This window comes from Natrinema saccharevitans, assembly GCF_001953745.1.
GTDB lineage: Archaea > Halobacteriota > Halobacteria > Halobacteriales > Natrialbaceae > Natrinema > Natrinema saccharevitans.
On record NZ_LWLN01000001.1, the window covers coordinates 432,941 to 445,316 of the forward strand.

A 12,376-nucleotide genomic window follows, 5' to 3' on the forward strand; every position below is an offset into this window, starting at 1 on the left:
GGCAAAAATCCGAGTGATTCCCCCGAAATCAACCGGGTCGACGCCGTCCGGCGATTAGATCGAAGGAAATCGGGGTGGTTCGCGTGAGTACCTTCCAGTCACCATCCGATGGTGGACCTCTCGACTTCTTGACTGAACGCGACGGCGAGACGGAGTCGTGGGCTCGAGCGGATCCACGCGAGGCGCTGATCGAATCGTTCGGACGGTTCGGCTACAAGGTGACGCTCAGAGACGGCGAGAGCGTCCACTACTGCGCGCTCGGGATCGAGGACGGCGAGTACATCGGGCGGTGCGACTGCAAGGGCTGGGAGTATCACGACGGTCCGTGTGCCCATCTCTGCACACTCCGCAAAGCCGACTTCCTCGAGCTGATCGACGTGGCGTCGACCGACGGCAGTCCCGACGACGAACACGAGATGCGACACGCGACCAACGAGGCGCTCGAGGGCGAACCCCACGACGGGGCGATCGAACGATCACGCGACTACGAGCGGGAGATGGAGGGTCGCGCATGACGCGCACGCACACCCGCGCGATAGCCGCCTCCGTAGGCATCCCCACCCCCCTTGCATACGAACTGTACATCCCGACGCCGTCTGCGTATTCACGGGATATGCAAATCGGGGTGAACCACTGATGGGACGGATGGATCACGACCCCTCGAGCCGCGTCTCGTTCGGCTGTCCCGACGAGTTGCTCGAGACGCTCGACGAGATCGCCGACCGCGAGGACATGAACCGAAGCGAGAAGCTTCGCGAGCTGGTCCAGAAAGAAGTCGAGGCGAAGGGGGATCTCGACGCGCCCCAGCCGGTCCTTCCCGACGACGAACGACTCGCCGAGGCGTACCGCATCCTCCACGAGCGGGCGTCGGCTCCGCACAAGGACAAGCGCCGCGTCAAACTCGAGATGGCCAAGAACAAGCTCTACGACAACACCACACCCAAGAGCGCCGTCCTCGACGAGATCATCAAGCCCCTCGAAAGTGAGGGATACGTCTCGGTGTGGGCGGGGAACCAGCACGTCTGGGTGATCGTCCCGCCGATGCGCTACACCGACGGTGAGGATACCGTCGAACCGGGCGAAAAAGCAGTCGCGTAAGCGCCTCTCGTCGCTTTTCTCTATTCGACCGCCGTTTACCGAAGCGAGCCGCCCATTTCAGTCCCTGGCCCGGCGTACAGCCCGGTCAACTTGCGCGGCTCGAAGACGAGAACGACATCGTTCTCGGAGGGACCGATCTCCACGTCGACCGGCGTGTACCAGGTATAGTCGACGCCCTCTCGTCCGGAGTTGGCGACGAGGACGAAGTCGTCGTAGTTCGAGCGGAGCGTATAGACGGTAAACGTCCCGTCGTCCGCGACCGGGCCGACCGTGGGGAGATCACCCATTGCCATGATGTACTTCGCGTCACCGAGGGGGTTTCCGTCCGTATCGATCGCGATGCCCCGCAGTGAGCGGAAATACGAGCCCGGAATGAGTGTGGTCTGCTCGAGGGAGACACCGAACGATGAACGTGTCTGTGGGGTCCGTCGGGCTACCCCTGCACCCAGTGGGTCAAAGGGAACTGACCGCCGAAGTGGCGTATTTTCCGCTCCAAGCCGTGCGGTCGTGGTGAACCCTGTCGTTGGGTCTGTAGACAGCGGGACGGGCGATCGAGTCCGCTGTGCCGATGAGGCACGTCCGTCCCCCGCTCGAGAGTCGAACGCTACCGTCTGCCTGACCGGATCGTTCGACGGACTGAGACGGGAGATCGTCGTGAGCGGTGTCGTCGCTATGCCGCCGTTGTCCATCGCAGCAGCGGTGGTGAGCGTGACCATGGTTATTCGTTCCGTAGACCGGCGCTGACGACGTTATTGCGGCTTGCTCCCGACTGCTTGAAGACCTTGTAGCTCGTGCCGTCGTGAGTGAAATCGTCGCCGTGTGCGCCGCCCTCCTGGGCATCGTTTGGGACGGCCTCGTTGAGGTATGCGACGGGCACGCTTTGATTCGTGTTCTTGTAGACCGCCGGATAGCGGAAGAAGAACGTGTCGTCCTCGCTCGAGGGGTTGATGATTCCCCAGTCGGCTGCCTCGAGGGGCGCGGAACCGTGGCCGACTGCGTCCACGTCGAAGGTTCGGGATTGCGACCAGTAGGAATTGAATCCGTAGGCCACGCTGTGGCACCGGAACGAGGTTCGAGTCGCCGCGAGGAACGGGACGGATGGATCGTCGAAGAATCGACTACCGAGGTAGTCGAAGACGGTCATACAGGCGATCCCGTTGTTGCCGTCGTTGTCGTTCCAGAGACCGATGTTGAATCCGTCGGCGTTCACGGACATGATGTAGCTGACGCTCGTTCCCCGGAGTACGTCTCGATTCAGGGAATTCGAGCTGCCCCAGATACCGTACGTGGAACCGTTGTACCGGTCGTACGACTGGGTGACTACGTCGGTGTAGCTATCGCGAAGTTGGAAGCCGACGTTGTTCGTGAGGTCGTTCGCATCGGCGTTGCCGATGTTCGTGTCGCCGGCTGGGTAGTGTTCGGACGTATTCCAGTCCGACGAGTAGACGAGCCGAACGCCCGACACATCGTCGTTGTCGTGATTGTCGAATCGGGAATGGTGGAGGTACAACAGCAGGTAGGTCCCAGTGTTGGTGTCCTCGAGGACGCGGCCGTTGTTGTGCCACTCCGTTCCGTCTTCGTCGTCTGTCTTCCCAGTACCGTCGTTCTGGACGTAGCTGTCAGCGTCACTCCAGTTATCGAATCCTGTGAGTGCGCCGACGAGATCGTCGATGAACGTCGCGTAGTCTGCGGTCTTTTCTCCGATAGTAGTCATTTGTTGGCTTTGACGATTACCTGCGTGTCGTTCGTGTCGTCGCTACGCTTCCGAATCCAAGCGCTCGAGGCACCGAGCCCGCCCGGCGGAGCTTCGTGGTACGGAGCGTTGCCCGGCTCGAGCGGGATCTTGCGATAGTCGCCGTCCGAGCGGAACGCGACGTAAATCGGTTCGGTGAATCCCCAGATCGTCACAGAGGAGGCTGGGAACCCCCAGTTGAGCCGTTCCTCGTCGGTCGAGGTCACCGCGAGCGGGCTTTCCGTGACGAAGTACGCCGCCTCCTGGCTGTCGTCCGCTTCGGGGTTGAGCGCCTCGACCGCGTTCTCCCCCCGATGCTCGAGCAACAGTGCGAGTAGCAGCCGCTCAGTGTCGCTCTCGACGAGGTCTTCGCCCCACGACGAGGCTCCGACGCCGTAGTCCTCGAGGACGCGCTCGATCGGGCTGTTGGGGCCGACCGTCGAGGAGCCGATCACGATGCATCCCCCTCCTGCTCGCCGCCGTCGGTCGCGACCGTCCGCACGTCGCGCCGGAGATCGCGCACGGCAGCCGTGTGTTCTTGGATCGCCTCGAGCCACTTGCTCCGCTCCTCGCGGCGTTGGTCGCGTTCTTTCAGGTAGAGGCGGTACATGAGCAGGAACGCGACGGTCGGGAAGCCGAAGTTGTTGAGCAAGGCGGTGGGTTCCATTCTAGATCAGCCCTCCGGTGAGGTTGCCCACGGCGTCGCCGGCACCGTCGACGAGGTTGCCGCCGGCATCGGTCGCACCGTCGACAAGGTTCCCACCAGCGTCGGTCGCGCCGTCGACGAGGTCGCCGCCGGCGTCGGCCGCGTCGTCACCGGCACCCATCAGACCGCCGAAGAGGTCGCCGCCGGCGTCGGTGACGCCGTCGAAGGTGTCGCCGATCGTATCGCCGACACCGTCCGCGGAATCGGTCACGCCGTCCCACGTGTCACCAAGGACATCGCCACCGAAGTCGCTCGCGCCGTCCGCGAGGTCGGTCGCGCCGCCCCACACGTCGCCGATCGCGCCGCCGATCCCGCCGGCCGCGTCGGTCGAGCCGCCCCAGATGTCACCGACCGCGCCGCCGACACCGGCCGCGGCGTCGCCAGCTCCACCGGCAGCGTTGGTCGTCCCGCCGACTATGTTGCCGAGCGCGTCGCCGATCCCGTCGGCGGTCTGGCCGGGCCCGCGCATCATCTGCATCCAGCGATAGACGACGTAGCCGACGATCGCGACACCGATGACCATCGCGATGTTGAAGCCCTTGCTGTCCTTGGCCGCGTCGCCGAGATTGTCGGCGACATCGCTCATCGCCTCTGCGGCGGGCTCGGCAGCGTCGCCGGCCTTGTCGGCCGCTTCACCGGCGGCCAGGGCCGCTGCAGGTCCCGGCATCTATCTCACCTCCCTGTCGATACCGTCGGTGGGGCCTGTGAGCCCCTGCGTGTGTGCGTTCATGATCGGATCGTGACGAACACCAGCAGCACCACCTGCAGCGCCAGCAGGGCGATCATGATGTCGTCCTGCGTCCACTGCGTGCCGTAGACGAGCCGCGCCGTCGGACTCTCCGGCGGCTGCTGGGATTGATTCTGATTCGCCGGGCTCGAGGTCGTGGTCGCGGTGGGTTCCGACGACGTTCCCGTCGCGGTGACCGCAAGCTCGCCGGGTTCGGTTCCTTCCGAAAGACCGCCCTGCACGGGAGATCACCCCGTGACTCCGATCATGTCCTGCTTGACGCGCGTCCCCAGCCCCTCGATGCGGGCCTCGGTCTGGAACCGCGGCAGCGAGAGCAGGGCGTTGTTCGCTCGAGGCGTCCCGTTGGCCCGTTCGGGGGCCTCGAACGCGACCTTGTACGGCGCGTCGACAGCGACCTGCAGGCGGAACTTGCGGGGGACGTACGGCTGCAGCGGCGTCCGATCGAAGCCGAACGTGATTTCCTGCTGGGCCTGATCGCGAGTGTGCAGAATCGCCGTCTGTGCCTCCTTGAGCGTCTGGTTGACCTTGCCGCCCGCGCCGGGTGCGGTCTTGCGGATCTCGACCGACGCCGGGTTGCGAGCGACGTAGAAGACGTCGAGGTCGGTGTCAGTCCCGCTCGACGTGTAGTCGAAGGCGTTGGCGTCGTAGTCGACGCTGTCGGGCTGGACGACCGCTCCATCCTCCCACAGCAGGAAGTCCTGGGTCGTCGGGCTCTCGATCAGGTTGTGGCCGAGTTCGAACGTCTCGGAGTTGTCGGCCGTCCCGTCGGTCGCGAAGTGTTCGTGTGCCGGAAGAACGAGCCGAAGCTCGCTGTCCGGGTCGTCCCGGAGCTGGAGCGCCCGCCCAGTCTCGATCTCCGCGACGACCGACTCCTCTCCCGGGGTTCCCGCTTGGGTGTTGAACTCACGGAGAGAGACGCTGCCAGGGACCCAGTCGGCCGACTTGAGTTGCCTCTTGACCGACATTACTCGAGGTCCACCTCCGCCAGCGCCGACTCCTCGAAGTAGATCTCACTCTGCGAGTGGTCGATCTGGGCCGACGACTCGACGAGGAGATACGCCTCGTCGATGTCGCGGACCTCGAGGCCGTTCCCCTTGAGGGCGTGCTTGATCGCGTCGACTTTCCGGTCGTCCTGCTGGTCCGAGACTGAGTTCTTGATGTAGCTCGCGATGGTCGACTTCGGATCAGAAACGACCTGAATCGACTCGTCGGTCGGTGCCTGGTACCCGATCGCGACGCGGGTACTGGCCGGCATCGGATTCCCGTTCGTGTCGACGAACTTCCCGTAGATCGGGATGCCGGCCTTGTCGCCTACGTCGACGCGGTTGCGGAAGAGGACGCCGACGCCGTCTTTGGGGTTGATCGACAGCACCGGAGTGAGTTGGTCCGGCGTGTTCGTCTGCGTCTCGACATACTTGCTCGAGTCGCCGAGGGCGGCGTACAGTTGCAGACTCATCTACGCCAGCACCTCGTTGATCATGCCCTGAGCGTTGAAGCGCTCGGCAGCCTCGCGGACGGCGAATGCGCCCGATCCGAGGGTGAATGCTCGGTTGTTGACGACCATCTCGCCGACAGCCATCCCACCGATACCGAAGATTTCCGACGGGAGCATCGTCCCCGTCGCGGTGTCGACGAGGTACGGAACGAGGTAGCCGCCCGCGACGAAGCCGACATCCATCCACACGTCACTGTCAGTCAGGACCTCCGTGGCCTGATCGAATTGCATTGCCATGCGACCCGACCAAACAGCCGAAAACAGGAATAAGAGCGCGTTAGAACCGCAGTCAGCCGACGCGGACCGCAGCGGTTGCCCGCAGTTGCCCGCGGACCGCCGTCACGGCCGCGGCCGCTGTCGGCCACGATCGTCCTCGAGGTCCTGTTCGAAGTCCGCCATCAGGGCCCCAACGACATCGGCCCGCGAAAGTTCGTGACCGCGACGGTCCTCGAGGCGATCTTGAATCCGTTCGAACTGGTCGGCCTTGCTCCCGCGGAGCGTGATGTCGGTTCTCATCGTGAGTTAGTCGTCGAAGGGGTGTTTGATCCGGACCCGGTCGCTCCCGTAGTGGGTACTCTCGAGCGTCCAATCGCGCGAGTCGATCCGCTGCAGCGTTGTATCGTCCGAGTAGATCCACTCGGAACCGATCGTGTTGCCCGCGTCGTCGCTGAACCGGCGAAGCGTGAGCGGTTCGCCGTCGACGAGGAGATCGTCGGGAAGCGTCCGCGGGCAGGTTTCGGCGTCGGCCTTGTGAACGTCGGCCGGGTACTCGACGATGCCGCGGACCTTGTCGAGGTCGTTGCCGGAGCCGAAGCCGCCGAGCATCGACGCCTGACACTGTGAGGCGATGTCTTCGTCGAGTTTCGCGAACCGCTGAGTGACCCACCCGACGCCCATTCCGTCGCCGTGCCACGTCGTCGCGAGCGTGTCGAAAGCGTCCGGGTAGCCCTTCCCTTGCGGCGCGAGCCGGTGGGCCTCGTCCAACCCGAGGAACGTCCGTTCGTCCAGCTGGGCCAGCGCCTCGATCACCGTCGCGATCGTCTCGCGCCAGGCGTCGTCGGTCATCCCGTCGCGACCGAGCTGCAGGTTCCCGTTGTCCTCAAGGATCTGCCGCCACTCGGCCCGAGACAGGTTCTCCGTGCCGGGTCGGACCGGGAGCCGCTGCAGGAGTCCCGACTCGACCAGCCCGGTGTACTCGTCCTTGTAGTCGACGAGAACCGTCCGGTCGTACTCCGGCGCGTTGCGCTCCGTGTACGCCTGTAGGCCGTAGCTTTTCCCCCAGTTCGTGCGGGCACCGAACGCGAGGTTCATTCCTCGAGGTCCTCCGCTACCTCGTAGATGCCTTGCTCGGCCATCTCGAGCCCGCCGGCGAGTGCCTCCTCAAGGACGGCTTGCCGTCTCTCGTCGGACCACTCGATGACGGCCTCGCGGAACGTCTCGAGGTCGTCGACATCGAAGCGGGCCCGAACGTGGGCCGTCGCGAGTTCGTCGACGCCGCCCTCGATTCCCTGCTCACGGTAGCGGTCGGCCCACGTCTCTTTGGTCTCCTGCCACTCTTCCGCCGTCTGGTCGGCGTACTGAGCGGCTTCCTCAGCGTTCTCGAGGTCGTGCATCGCCTCCGTGACGTACCACGAGGGGAGCGAGCCGTCGATCATCGCGAGGGCCATCGAGCGGATTTGACCGACGCGGTCGTCGACCGTCGGCAGTCCCTCGATGGGTTCGATGTCGTCGCCGGCCGCCTCCTGGAGGTCGGCGACGGCCTCCATGATCCGCCGCTCGCGATGGGCGACGATCGAGAGGAACGCCTCGGCCTGCTGGCTCTTGAAGAACTGTTCTGCCATCGCTTTCCGTGGATCTCCGCCGGTTGCAAGATTTCGCAGATTCATGCTTCCTCCATCGAAAGGTCGTTCATCGAATCGAGCGCGCCGTCGAGCATCTCCGCGTCCTCGACGAGGACCATCACCGCGAACAGAGACGTGAACGCGACGAGCCCCTGTCCGGGTCCGAGGTCGGGATCTCCGCCGAAGTTCTCGGCGTACCACTGATCGAAGTAGTCGTCCAAGTCGAGGTCCTTCGCGAGGGCCGCGTACTCCTCGATCGACTCCGATCGGTCGTCGACGCCCGACCCCATCCGTTCCTGCCCGATGGTCGCACCTGCTCCGAGCGCCTTGCAGTAGATGTGGCCGGGAGTGAGGTCGTTCGACGACTCGTCCGCGCCGTCGCCGGCGTCCGGATCGTCCGCTGGGTCGTCGACATCTACCTCGTCGCCGGCGTCGTCGGCATCATCCTCGGCATCGGCCGCGGCGACCTGCTCGGCGATCTCCGGGTCGACCTCCGCATAGGCGTCCTCCTCGAGTTCGGGCCCGGGTTCGTCACCGGCGTCCTCGAGGTCGTCCTCGGGCTCGTCGCCGGCGTCGCTCACCGGAGGCCACCCCCACTTTCGCGGTCGATGCCGTTGCCGGTCGATTCGTCCTCATCGTCGGGGGTCGGGTCGGCCGAGTCGACATCGATCGAGTCCGACCGGCGGCGACGCCACAGAACGATCACGACGGCGATCGCGACGGCCGCTCCGATCAGGAGCGCGGTCGTCCGAAGACTCGGTCCGCCGAACGAGGGGCCGGTCGAGGGGGTCGACCCACCGCTCGAGGGCCCCTGAGGGCCCCCTGTTTGCTGGTCGTCGCTCTGGTCGTCTGGGTCCCACGGGTCCTTGCTGTCTTCGGGTTCTCCCTGGTCGTCCGGTTGGTCGTCGTTGGTCGTGGTCATGTCGTCGTCGCTCGAGGGGCTGGTCGAGGGGCCCGAGCCACCGCTCGAGGCCCCCTGATCGCCCCCTTCTTGCTGGTCAGTTTGCTGGTCGTCGTCGCTCTCGTCCCCCTTGCCGTCCCCTGCTTTGCCTGCCTCGGGGGCCTCTACCCACGCCCCTGCGTCCCGAGCCTGCTGGTGGTCGTCGTCCGGCTTAGCGTTGACGTGGCCCTGAACCCCTTCCTTGGAGGCAAACGGCGGTTGGTCGTCGTCCCATTCGTCTTCGTGCTTCTCGCACCCCTCTACGGGGCAGTAGTAGCCTGTCATGGTGTTACCAGTCGATGTCGTCTTTCGTCAGTTCGCGCTGGCCCAGCTCGCGGAACGCCGTGGTCGGCTCCCCGAGGAGGTCGTTCAGTTCGTTGATCGCTGCTGCGGCCTCCTTTGCCTCCGCGACGGCGATCTGATAGCGTCGCCAAGCAAGATTCTTGGCGCCGTAGAGTTCGCCCGGCGGGTCGTCCGCTCGAGCGTCGCCGACGAGGGCCTCGACGTCTTCCTCGTCGAAGCCGCACGACTCGACGAGGAACTCGCAAGCTTCGTCTTCGCCGTCCTCGCAGTGGTCGCGAGCGTGGCCGCACTGCTCGTCCTGCGCTCCCTCGAGATCGGCGAGACGATCGTCAACGTTGGTCTCGGCGTCGAGCCGGTCACCGCGTTCGTCGCGAGTCGCTCGCTTTGCCACTTCGCGGTGTTCGTCGACGCTGAGCGTGTGATCGTAGTACGCGAGCCAGTCGTCGACGCCCTCCTTGAGCATCAGCCCCTTCACGCTCCTGGCGTGGGGAACCGATGTTCGTGAGAAGTCGATCGACTCGCGTTCGTGGTCGGTCAGCTCGGCTTGGCCGCCGCGGCCACCGCGTTCGGAGCGCCCCGCCGCGGCCTCGATCGTCGCCGTCTCGAGGACGTGGTCGGGTGCGTCCGAGGAGATCGCGACGGTTTTGAGCCGGCGATCGTCGTCGGTGCAGAGGTGATCCTCGTAGTCGTCGCGGAACTGGTCGGCCGCCGCTTTCGATCCGAACTCGATCCGTTCGGTCATCAGTAGGCTCCGGTGATATAGCGGGCGAGCCGGCAGTTCTTCAGCGTCCGCGAGTGGCCGTCGTAGCCGCCTTCTGGGTCGGTCTGTTGGAGCGACGAGCGCTCGAGGATATCCTCGAGGTCGGGGGTGACGTGCCAGGATTTCTGGCCGGTCGGAGTGTCGACCCAGACGACCGGCCACCCGTCGTGCCAGTACCAGCCGGCGGTGTTCGGGCCCCAGGTGAGCCGGATCGCCCTCGCGAAGGCGATCGCGAGGAGATTTCGGTCGTGATAGACCTCGTCGGGAAGCTTCTCATCAGTCGGTGGTGGGTTGTCTGTCCCCATGGTCAGATGGGTCTCTCGAGCGAGTGATAGCGGTCGGGAATATCATAGTCTCGTACTGGTGAGACTAATGTTTAAACAGATTCAGCACTAGTTAGGAATGTAGCCATGCCGATCCACCAGTTGACACAAGTTGGTCGTACGTCGGGCGGTGTTGTACTCCCGAAAAGCGAGCTTCGGGCGCTCGGGTTGGTAGATGAGGACGGCAACGTGAAAGATCAGCCAGTACGGATCACTCGGACAGGTGATGAAACGTGGGAAGTATCGTTGATTGATCCGAACGATTATCCGGTACAAAACGTCTAATCGATCGAATTTCTTGTTGAACGGTACAATATATGGGTTCATATATTTGATGATTCTAACTCCGTTCTCATTCCTCATATGACAAGCTTTTATGTATTTATGGTTAGTATGGATTAGCAATGGATACAAAATTACTATATCTTGATGAGTCGGGGGACAGCGGTTGGCTACCTGATCACGGTGGGAATAGTACTGAGCCATATCTCATTTATGGCGGAGTCGTTCTGTCACCAGCACAGAATCACTTATTGAAGCAGGAACTGCATGACATCATAAACAAGTATTTTTCATCCCCTATGGATCGGCCTGAAGAAATACACTATGCCGATATCTGCCATCATAATGGGCCCTATAGCCAACTTTCTAATGAGGAATCCAGTGATCTTCGAGATGATCTCTTTGAATTAATCTTGGATATTGAGCCGATGCTGATGGGGATGGTGATAGATAAATATGAGCTAAAGGAAGAATATGGTGCTTATGCAAACCCCCCGAAAAGACTAGCATTTAGAGCAATTGCTGACCGATTTCATAAACAGCTCCAATCTGATGACGCAGTAGGAATGATTACGATGGATGCTTCCGAAAGGAGTATCGACGCTAGACTTCGAGAACTCATTTACCAAGCCCAAGATAGTGGTATCAAATTGGATGGAGCTAGCTCAAAATACGACTCAACTCTCCCTAGAATAATGGATACCGTGACCGTTACTCCATCAGAGATGAGTCCAGGCATTCAATTAGCAGATATTGTAGCTTACCAAATCCGCCATCAATATCGATATGATAATGACAGTCATGGCTTCCAAGCAATTGAACATTTGTTTCGGGACCCCGATGGTTACAGCCTTACGGAGCCCGCAATCTTCCCCGACTAAAGATAGGTCTACGAAAGTAGGAACAGAGGGGGAAGAATCCACGGGCATTGCGCCCTCCCTCCTATACGAATGTCTAAGCGGAAGCACATTATAACTTACGGACCGCACTGATATCTGCAAATTAAACCTCGACAGTATCTATTCGTTATACAGGCTGCTGTAAAGGAGGCGACTTAATAAACCGTACAAGATTTGATTTCCGTTAGTAACTTAGTTTCCAAACTGCGCTATTGGTGATTGACTTGTTACGAGATAGTGACTACCAATTAGATCAGTCTCAATCTCGGTCCGCTTGTGTCTTGCATCCATTCCGTTTGGAATGGCGACTGAAAAGAGCGCCTCACTGCCGAACGTATTCTCGTGTTCTCGGAGTCGCCGTGTGAATGCTTTCGTCTCGCCGATATACGCCAGTGGTGGCGCATCACTTTCGTACCAAATCCGATAGACACCTGCGTCGGGTAGATCCGGCTCAAGTCGATCTTCAAGCCGATAGGGATCACTCCATTCGAGACCCATCCAGTCAGGTGCGGTCACATCGTCGACGTTCTTCCAGGGAACCGGCCCACGACCGGGTTCGGTATTCGGTTCAATTTCTCCGTCTTCGAGCGGGCCACCGACGTATCCATCACTTCGGTATCCCGACTGTGAGTAGCCGGGAATGATCCGGCCGAAGTTCGCGGTCGGGCTCTCATCCATTTCACGACGGGCGATCGCGATGAGTGCTTCCTCGAGGCCCTTCCGGTCCTGATCGGTAGTAGCGAGCGACGGTGTCGCGGTCGACACTTCGAACGCCGGTCCGTCTCGATCACGAACTGCCCACAGACATGGTGCAGCTGTGTGTGGATCACGGAACGGCATCTCTTCGGAGTAGACGTTCCGTGCCAGCGCGCTCACCCGTCCACGTGTACTCCGGCCGGTTTGACCAATGTACTCGAGGCCGTCCCGGTCATGATGGCGAACGCGGTAGAGTCCCGGATCGGTCGAGATCGCCGTCAACTCATCGTCTGTCGGATCAAGAGATAGCCATTCGCTCCAGTTTATTTCCATCCAGTCATCCGCATACAGATTTCCCTCGTCCATGTCTGTTCGTTGTACAATACAAGCCGATCACCTATCATTAAACCCTCAGTTGAAATCCGAACCTTGATGTCGTGGCCTGTAGGTTTGTAGAAGTTGCTCTGGCTATGAATTGAGGCTGTTTTTCACAAATTCATACATGTCTCTGAAGATAGTGATACAACCCCAGAATAATTGAGAAACCCACGAA

Annotated in this window: 21 protein-coding genes; 4 read left to right on the forward strand and 17 right to left on the reverse strand. The window is 61.7% G+C overall.

Features of this window, described 5'->3' with window-relative positions; genetic code table 11:
* Positions 1–83: 83 nt before the first annotated feature.
* Both A6E15_RS02225 and A6E15_RS02230 read left to right on the forward strand, forming a co-directional pair.
* The gene (locus A6E15_RS02225; protein WP_076148152.1) at positions 84–515 is read left to right on the forward strand and encodes an SWIM zinc finger family protein; all 432 of its coding nucleotides are present in this window, start codon (positions 84–86) and stop codon (positions 513–515) included.
* A 121-nt stretch (positions 516–636) separates the two neighbouring features.
* On the forward strand, positions 637–1,098 hold the full coding sequence (locus A6E15_RS02230) for a ribbon-helix-helix domain-containing protein (RefSeq protein WP_175607191.1): 462 nt from the start codon (positions 637–639) through the stop codon (positions 1,096–1,098).
* Positions 1,099–1,133: 35 nt separating this feature from the next.
* Here A6E15_RS02230 and A6E15_RS21295 read toward each other — a convergent pair whose 3' ends face one another.
* The 16 genes from A6E15_RS21295 to A6E15_RS02305 all read right to left on the reverse strand — a co-directional run bounded on the left by A6E15_RS21295 (position 1,134) and on the right by A6E15_RS02305 (position 9,928).
* The gene (locus A6E15_RS21295; RefSeq protein WP_245800513.1) at positions 1,134–1,391 is read right to left on the reverse strand and encodes a hypothetical protein; all 258 of its coding nucleotides are present in this window, start codon (positions 1,389–1,391) and stop codon (positions 1,134–1,136) included.
* 425 nt (positions 1,392–1,816) lie between these two features.
* Positions 1,817–2,812 (reverse strand): hypothetical protein, encoded by a 996-nt coding sequence (locus A6E15_RS02240; RefSeq protein ID WP_066302486.1) that lies wholly within the window; start codon positions 2,810–2,812, stop codon positions 1,817–1,819.
* On the reverse strand, positions 2,809–3,285 hold the full coding sequence (locus tag A6E15_RS02245) for a hypothetical protein (RefSeq protein WP_076143231.1): 477 nt from the start codon (positions 3,283–3,285) through the stop codon (positions 2,809–2,811). The genes A6E15_RS02240 and A6E15_RS02245 overlap by 4 nt, the downstream gene beginning before the upstream one ends.
* A complete protein-coding gene (locus A6E15_RS02250) occupies positions 3,282–3,497 on the reverse strand; it encodes a hypothetical protein (protein ID WP_076143233.1) in 216 nt (71 codons plus the stop codon). The genes A6E15_RS02245 and A6E15_RS02250 overlap by 4 nt, the downstream gene beginning before the upstream one ends.
* Position 3,498: 1 nt before the next feature.
* The gene (locus A6E15_RS02255) at positions 3,499–4,203 is read right to left on the reverse strand and encodes a phage tail protein (protein ID WP_175607192.1); all 705 of its coding nucleotides are present in this window, start codon (positions 4,201–4,203) and stop codon (positions 3,499–3,501) included.
* A 59-nt stretch (positions 4,204–4,262) separates the two neighbouring features.
* Positions 4,263–4,505, reverse strand: coding sequence for a hypothetical protein (locus tag A6E15_RS02260; protein WP_076143235.1), 243 nt, complete (start codon positions 4,503–4,505; stop codon positions 4,263–4,265).
* Positions 4,506–4,511: 6 nt separating this feature from the next.
* Complete coding sequence (locus A6E15_RS02265) at positions 4,512–5,249, reverse strand: hypothetical protein (protein ID WP_076143238.1); 738 nt, start codon at positions 5,247–5,249, stop codon at positions 4,512–4,514.
* A complete protein-coding gene (locus A6E15_RS02270; protein WP_076143240.1) occupies positions 5,249–5,740 on the reverse strand; it encodes a hypothetical protein in 492 nt (163 codons plus the stop codon). The genes A6E15_RS02265 and A6E15_RS02270 overlap by 1 nt, the downstream gene beginning before the upstream one ends.
* Positions 5,741–6,016 (reverse strand): hypothetical protein, encoded by a 276-nt coding sequence (locus A6E15_RS02275; protein ID WP_049890738.1) that lies wholly within the window; start codon positions 6,014–6,016, stop codon positions 5,741–5,743.
* 102 nt (positions 6,017–6,118) lie between these two features.
* Positions 6,119–6,295, reverse strand: coding sequence for a hypothetical protein (locus tag A6E15_RS20725; RefSeq protein WP_006649200.1), 177 nt, complete (start codon positions 6,293–6,295; stop codon positions 6,119–6,121).
* Positions 6,296–6,301: 6 nt separating this feature from the next.
* The gene (locus tag A6E15_RS02280; RefSeq protein WP_076143243.1) at positions 6,302–7,090 is read right to left on the reverse strand and encodes an ATP-binding protein; all 789 of its coding nucleotides are present in this window, start codon (positions 7,088–7,090) and stop codon (positions 6,302–6,304) included.
* Positions 7,087–7,665, reverse strand: coding sequence for a hypothetical protein (locus A6E15_RS02285; RefSeq protein WP_076143245.1), 579 nt, complete (start codon positions 7,663–7,665; stop codon positions 7,087–7,089). The genes A6E15_RS02280 and A6E15_RS02285 overlap by 4 nt, the downstream gene beginning before the upstream one ends.
* On the reverse strand, positions 7,662–8,201 hold the full coding sequence (locus A6E15_RS02290) for a hypothetical protein (protein ID WP_076143248.1): 540 nt from the start codon (positions 8,199–8,201) through the stop codon (positions 7,662–7,664). Before A6E15_RS02290 ends, A6E15_RS02285 begins: the two co-directional genes overlap by 4 nt.
* Positions 8,198–8,845 carry a hypothetical protein gene (locus tag A6E15_RS02295; protein ID WP_076143250.1) on the reverse strand — a complete coding sequence of 216 codons (648 nt, stop codon included), beginning with the start codon at positions 8,843–8,845 and terminating at the stop codon, positions 8,198–8,200. Before A6E15_RS02295 ends, A6E15_RS02290 begins: the two co-directional genes overlap by 4 nt.
* A gap of 4 nt (positions 8,846–8,849) precedes the next feature.
* Entirely contained in the window at positions 8,850–9,605 is a 756-nt protein-coding gene (locus A6E15_RS02300; RefSeq protein WP_076143252.1) for a hypothetical protein, read from the reverse strand.
* Positions 9,605–9,928, reverse strand: a complete 324-nt coding sequence (locus tag A6E15_RS02305) for a hypothetical protein (RefSeq protein ID WP_076143254.1) — start codon at positions 9,926–9,928, stop codon at positions 9,605–9,607. Before A6E15_RS02305 ends, A6E15_RS02300 begins: the two co-directional genes overlap by 1 nt.
* Before the next feature lie 105 nt (positions 9,929–10,033).
* Between A6E15_RS02305 and A6E15_RS21850 the strand changes: the two genes are divergently transcribed.
* Both A6E15_RS21850 and A6E15_RS02315 read left to right on the forward strand, forming a co-directional pair.
* Positions 10,034–10,231: a hypothetical protein gene (locus A6E15_RS21850; protein WP_076143257.1), complete on the forward strand. Its 198-nt coding sequence runs from the start codon at positions 10,034–10,036 to the stop codon at positions 10,229–10,231.
* A gap of 119 nt (positions 10,232–10,350) precedes the next feature.
* Entirely contained in the window at positions 10,351–11,109 is a 759-nt protein-coding gene (locus tag A6E15_RS02315) for a DUF3800 domain-containing protein (RefSeq protein WP_076143259.1), read from the forward strand.
* 210 nt (positions 11,110–11,319) lie between these two features.
* On the opposite strand, the gene A6E15_RS02320 is transcribed toward A6E15_RS02315, so the two are convergent.
* Positions 11,320–12,189, reverse strand: a complete 870-nt coding sequence (locus A6E15_RS02320; protein ID WP_076143261.1) for a GIY-YIG nuclease family protein — start codon at positions 12,187–12,189, stop codon at positions 11,320–11,322.
* Positions 12,190–12,376 lie beyond the last annotated feature (187 nt).

Bases quoted from the DNA above. Each gene is read 5' to 3' on its own strand.
- A6E15_RS21850 (WP_076143257.1), top strand. From the start codon at position 10,034: ATGCCGATCCACCAGTTGACACAAGTTGGTCGTACGTCGGGCGGTGTT.
- A6E15_RS02275 (WP_049890738.1), bottom strand. From the start codon at position 6,016: ATGGCAATGCAATTCGATCAGGCCACGGAGGTCCTGACTGACAGTGAC.
- A6E15_RS02265 (WP_076143238.1), bottom strand. From the start codon at position 5,249: ATGTCGGTCAAGAGGCAACTCAAGTCGGCCGACTGGGTCCCTGGCAGC.
- A6E15_RS02250 (WP_076143233.1), bottom strand. From the start codon at position 3,497: ATGGAACCCACCGCCTTGCTCAACAACTTCGGCTTCCCGACCGTCGCG.
- A6E15_RS21295 (WP_245800513.1), bottom strand. From the start codon at position 1,391: ATGGCAATGGGTGATCTCCCCACGGTCGGCCCGGTCGCGGACGACGGG.
- A6E15_RS02305 (WP_076143254.1), bottom strand. From the start codon at position 9,928: ATGGGGACAGACAACCCACCACCGACTGATGAGAAGCTTCCCGACGAG.
- A6E15_RS02300 (WP_076143252.1), bottom strand. From the start codon at position 9,605: ATGACCGAACGGATCGAGTTCGGATCGAAAGCGGCGGCCGACCAGTTC.
- A6E15_RS02255 (WP_175607192.1), bottom strand. From the start codon at position 4,203: ATGCCGGGACCTGCAGCGGCCCTGGCCGCCGGTGAAGCGGCCGACAAG.
- A6E15_RS02240 (WP_066302486.1), bottom strand. From the start codon at position 2,812: ATGACTACTATCGGAGAAAAGACCGCAGACTACGCGACGTTCATCGAC.
- A6E15_RS02270 (WP_076143240.1), bottom strand. From the start codon at position 5,740: ATGAGTCTGCAACTGTACGCCGCCCTCGGCGACTCGAGCAAGTATGTC.
- A6E15_RS02280 (WP_076143243.1), bottom strand. From the start codon at position 7,090: ATGAACCTCGCGTTCGGTGCCCGCACGAACTGGGGGAAAAGCTACGGC.
- A6E15_RS02315 (WP_076143259.1), top strand. From the start codon at position 10,351: ATGGATACAAAATTACTATATCTTGATGAGTCGGGGGACAGCGGTTGG.
- A6E15_RS02285 (WP_076143245.1), bottom strand. From the start codon at position 7,665: ATGAATCTGCGAAATCTTGCAACCGGCGGAGATCCACGGAAAGCGATG.
- A6E15_RS02230 (WP_175607191.1), top strand. From the start codon at position 637: ATGGGACGGATGGATCACGACCCCTCGAGCCGCGTCTCGTTCGGCTGT.
- A6E15_RS20725 (WP_006649200.1), bottom strand. From the start codon at position 6,295: ATGAGAACCGACATCACGCTCCGCGGGAGCAAGGCCGACCAGTTCGAA.
- A6E15_RS02320 (WP_076143261.1), bottom strand. From the start codon at position 12,189: ATGGACGAGGGAAATCTGTATGCGGATGACTGGATGGAAATAAACTGG.
- A6E15_RS02295 (WP_076143250.1), bottom strand. From the start codon at position 8,845: ATGACAGGCTACTACTGCCCCGTAGAGGGGTGCGAGAAGCACGAAGAC.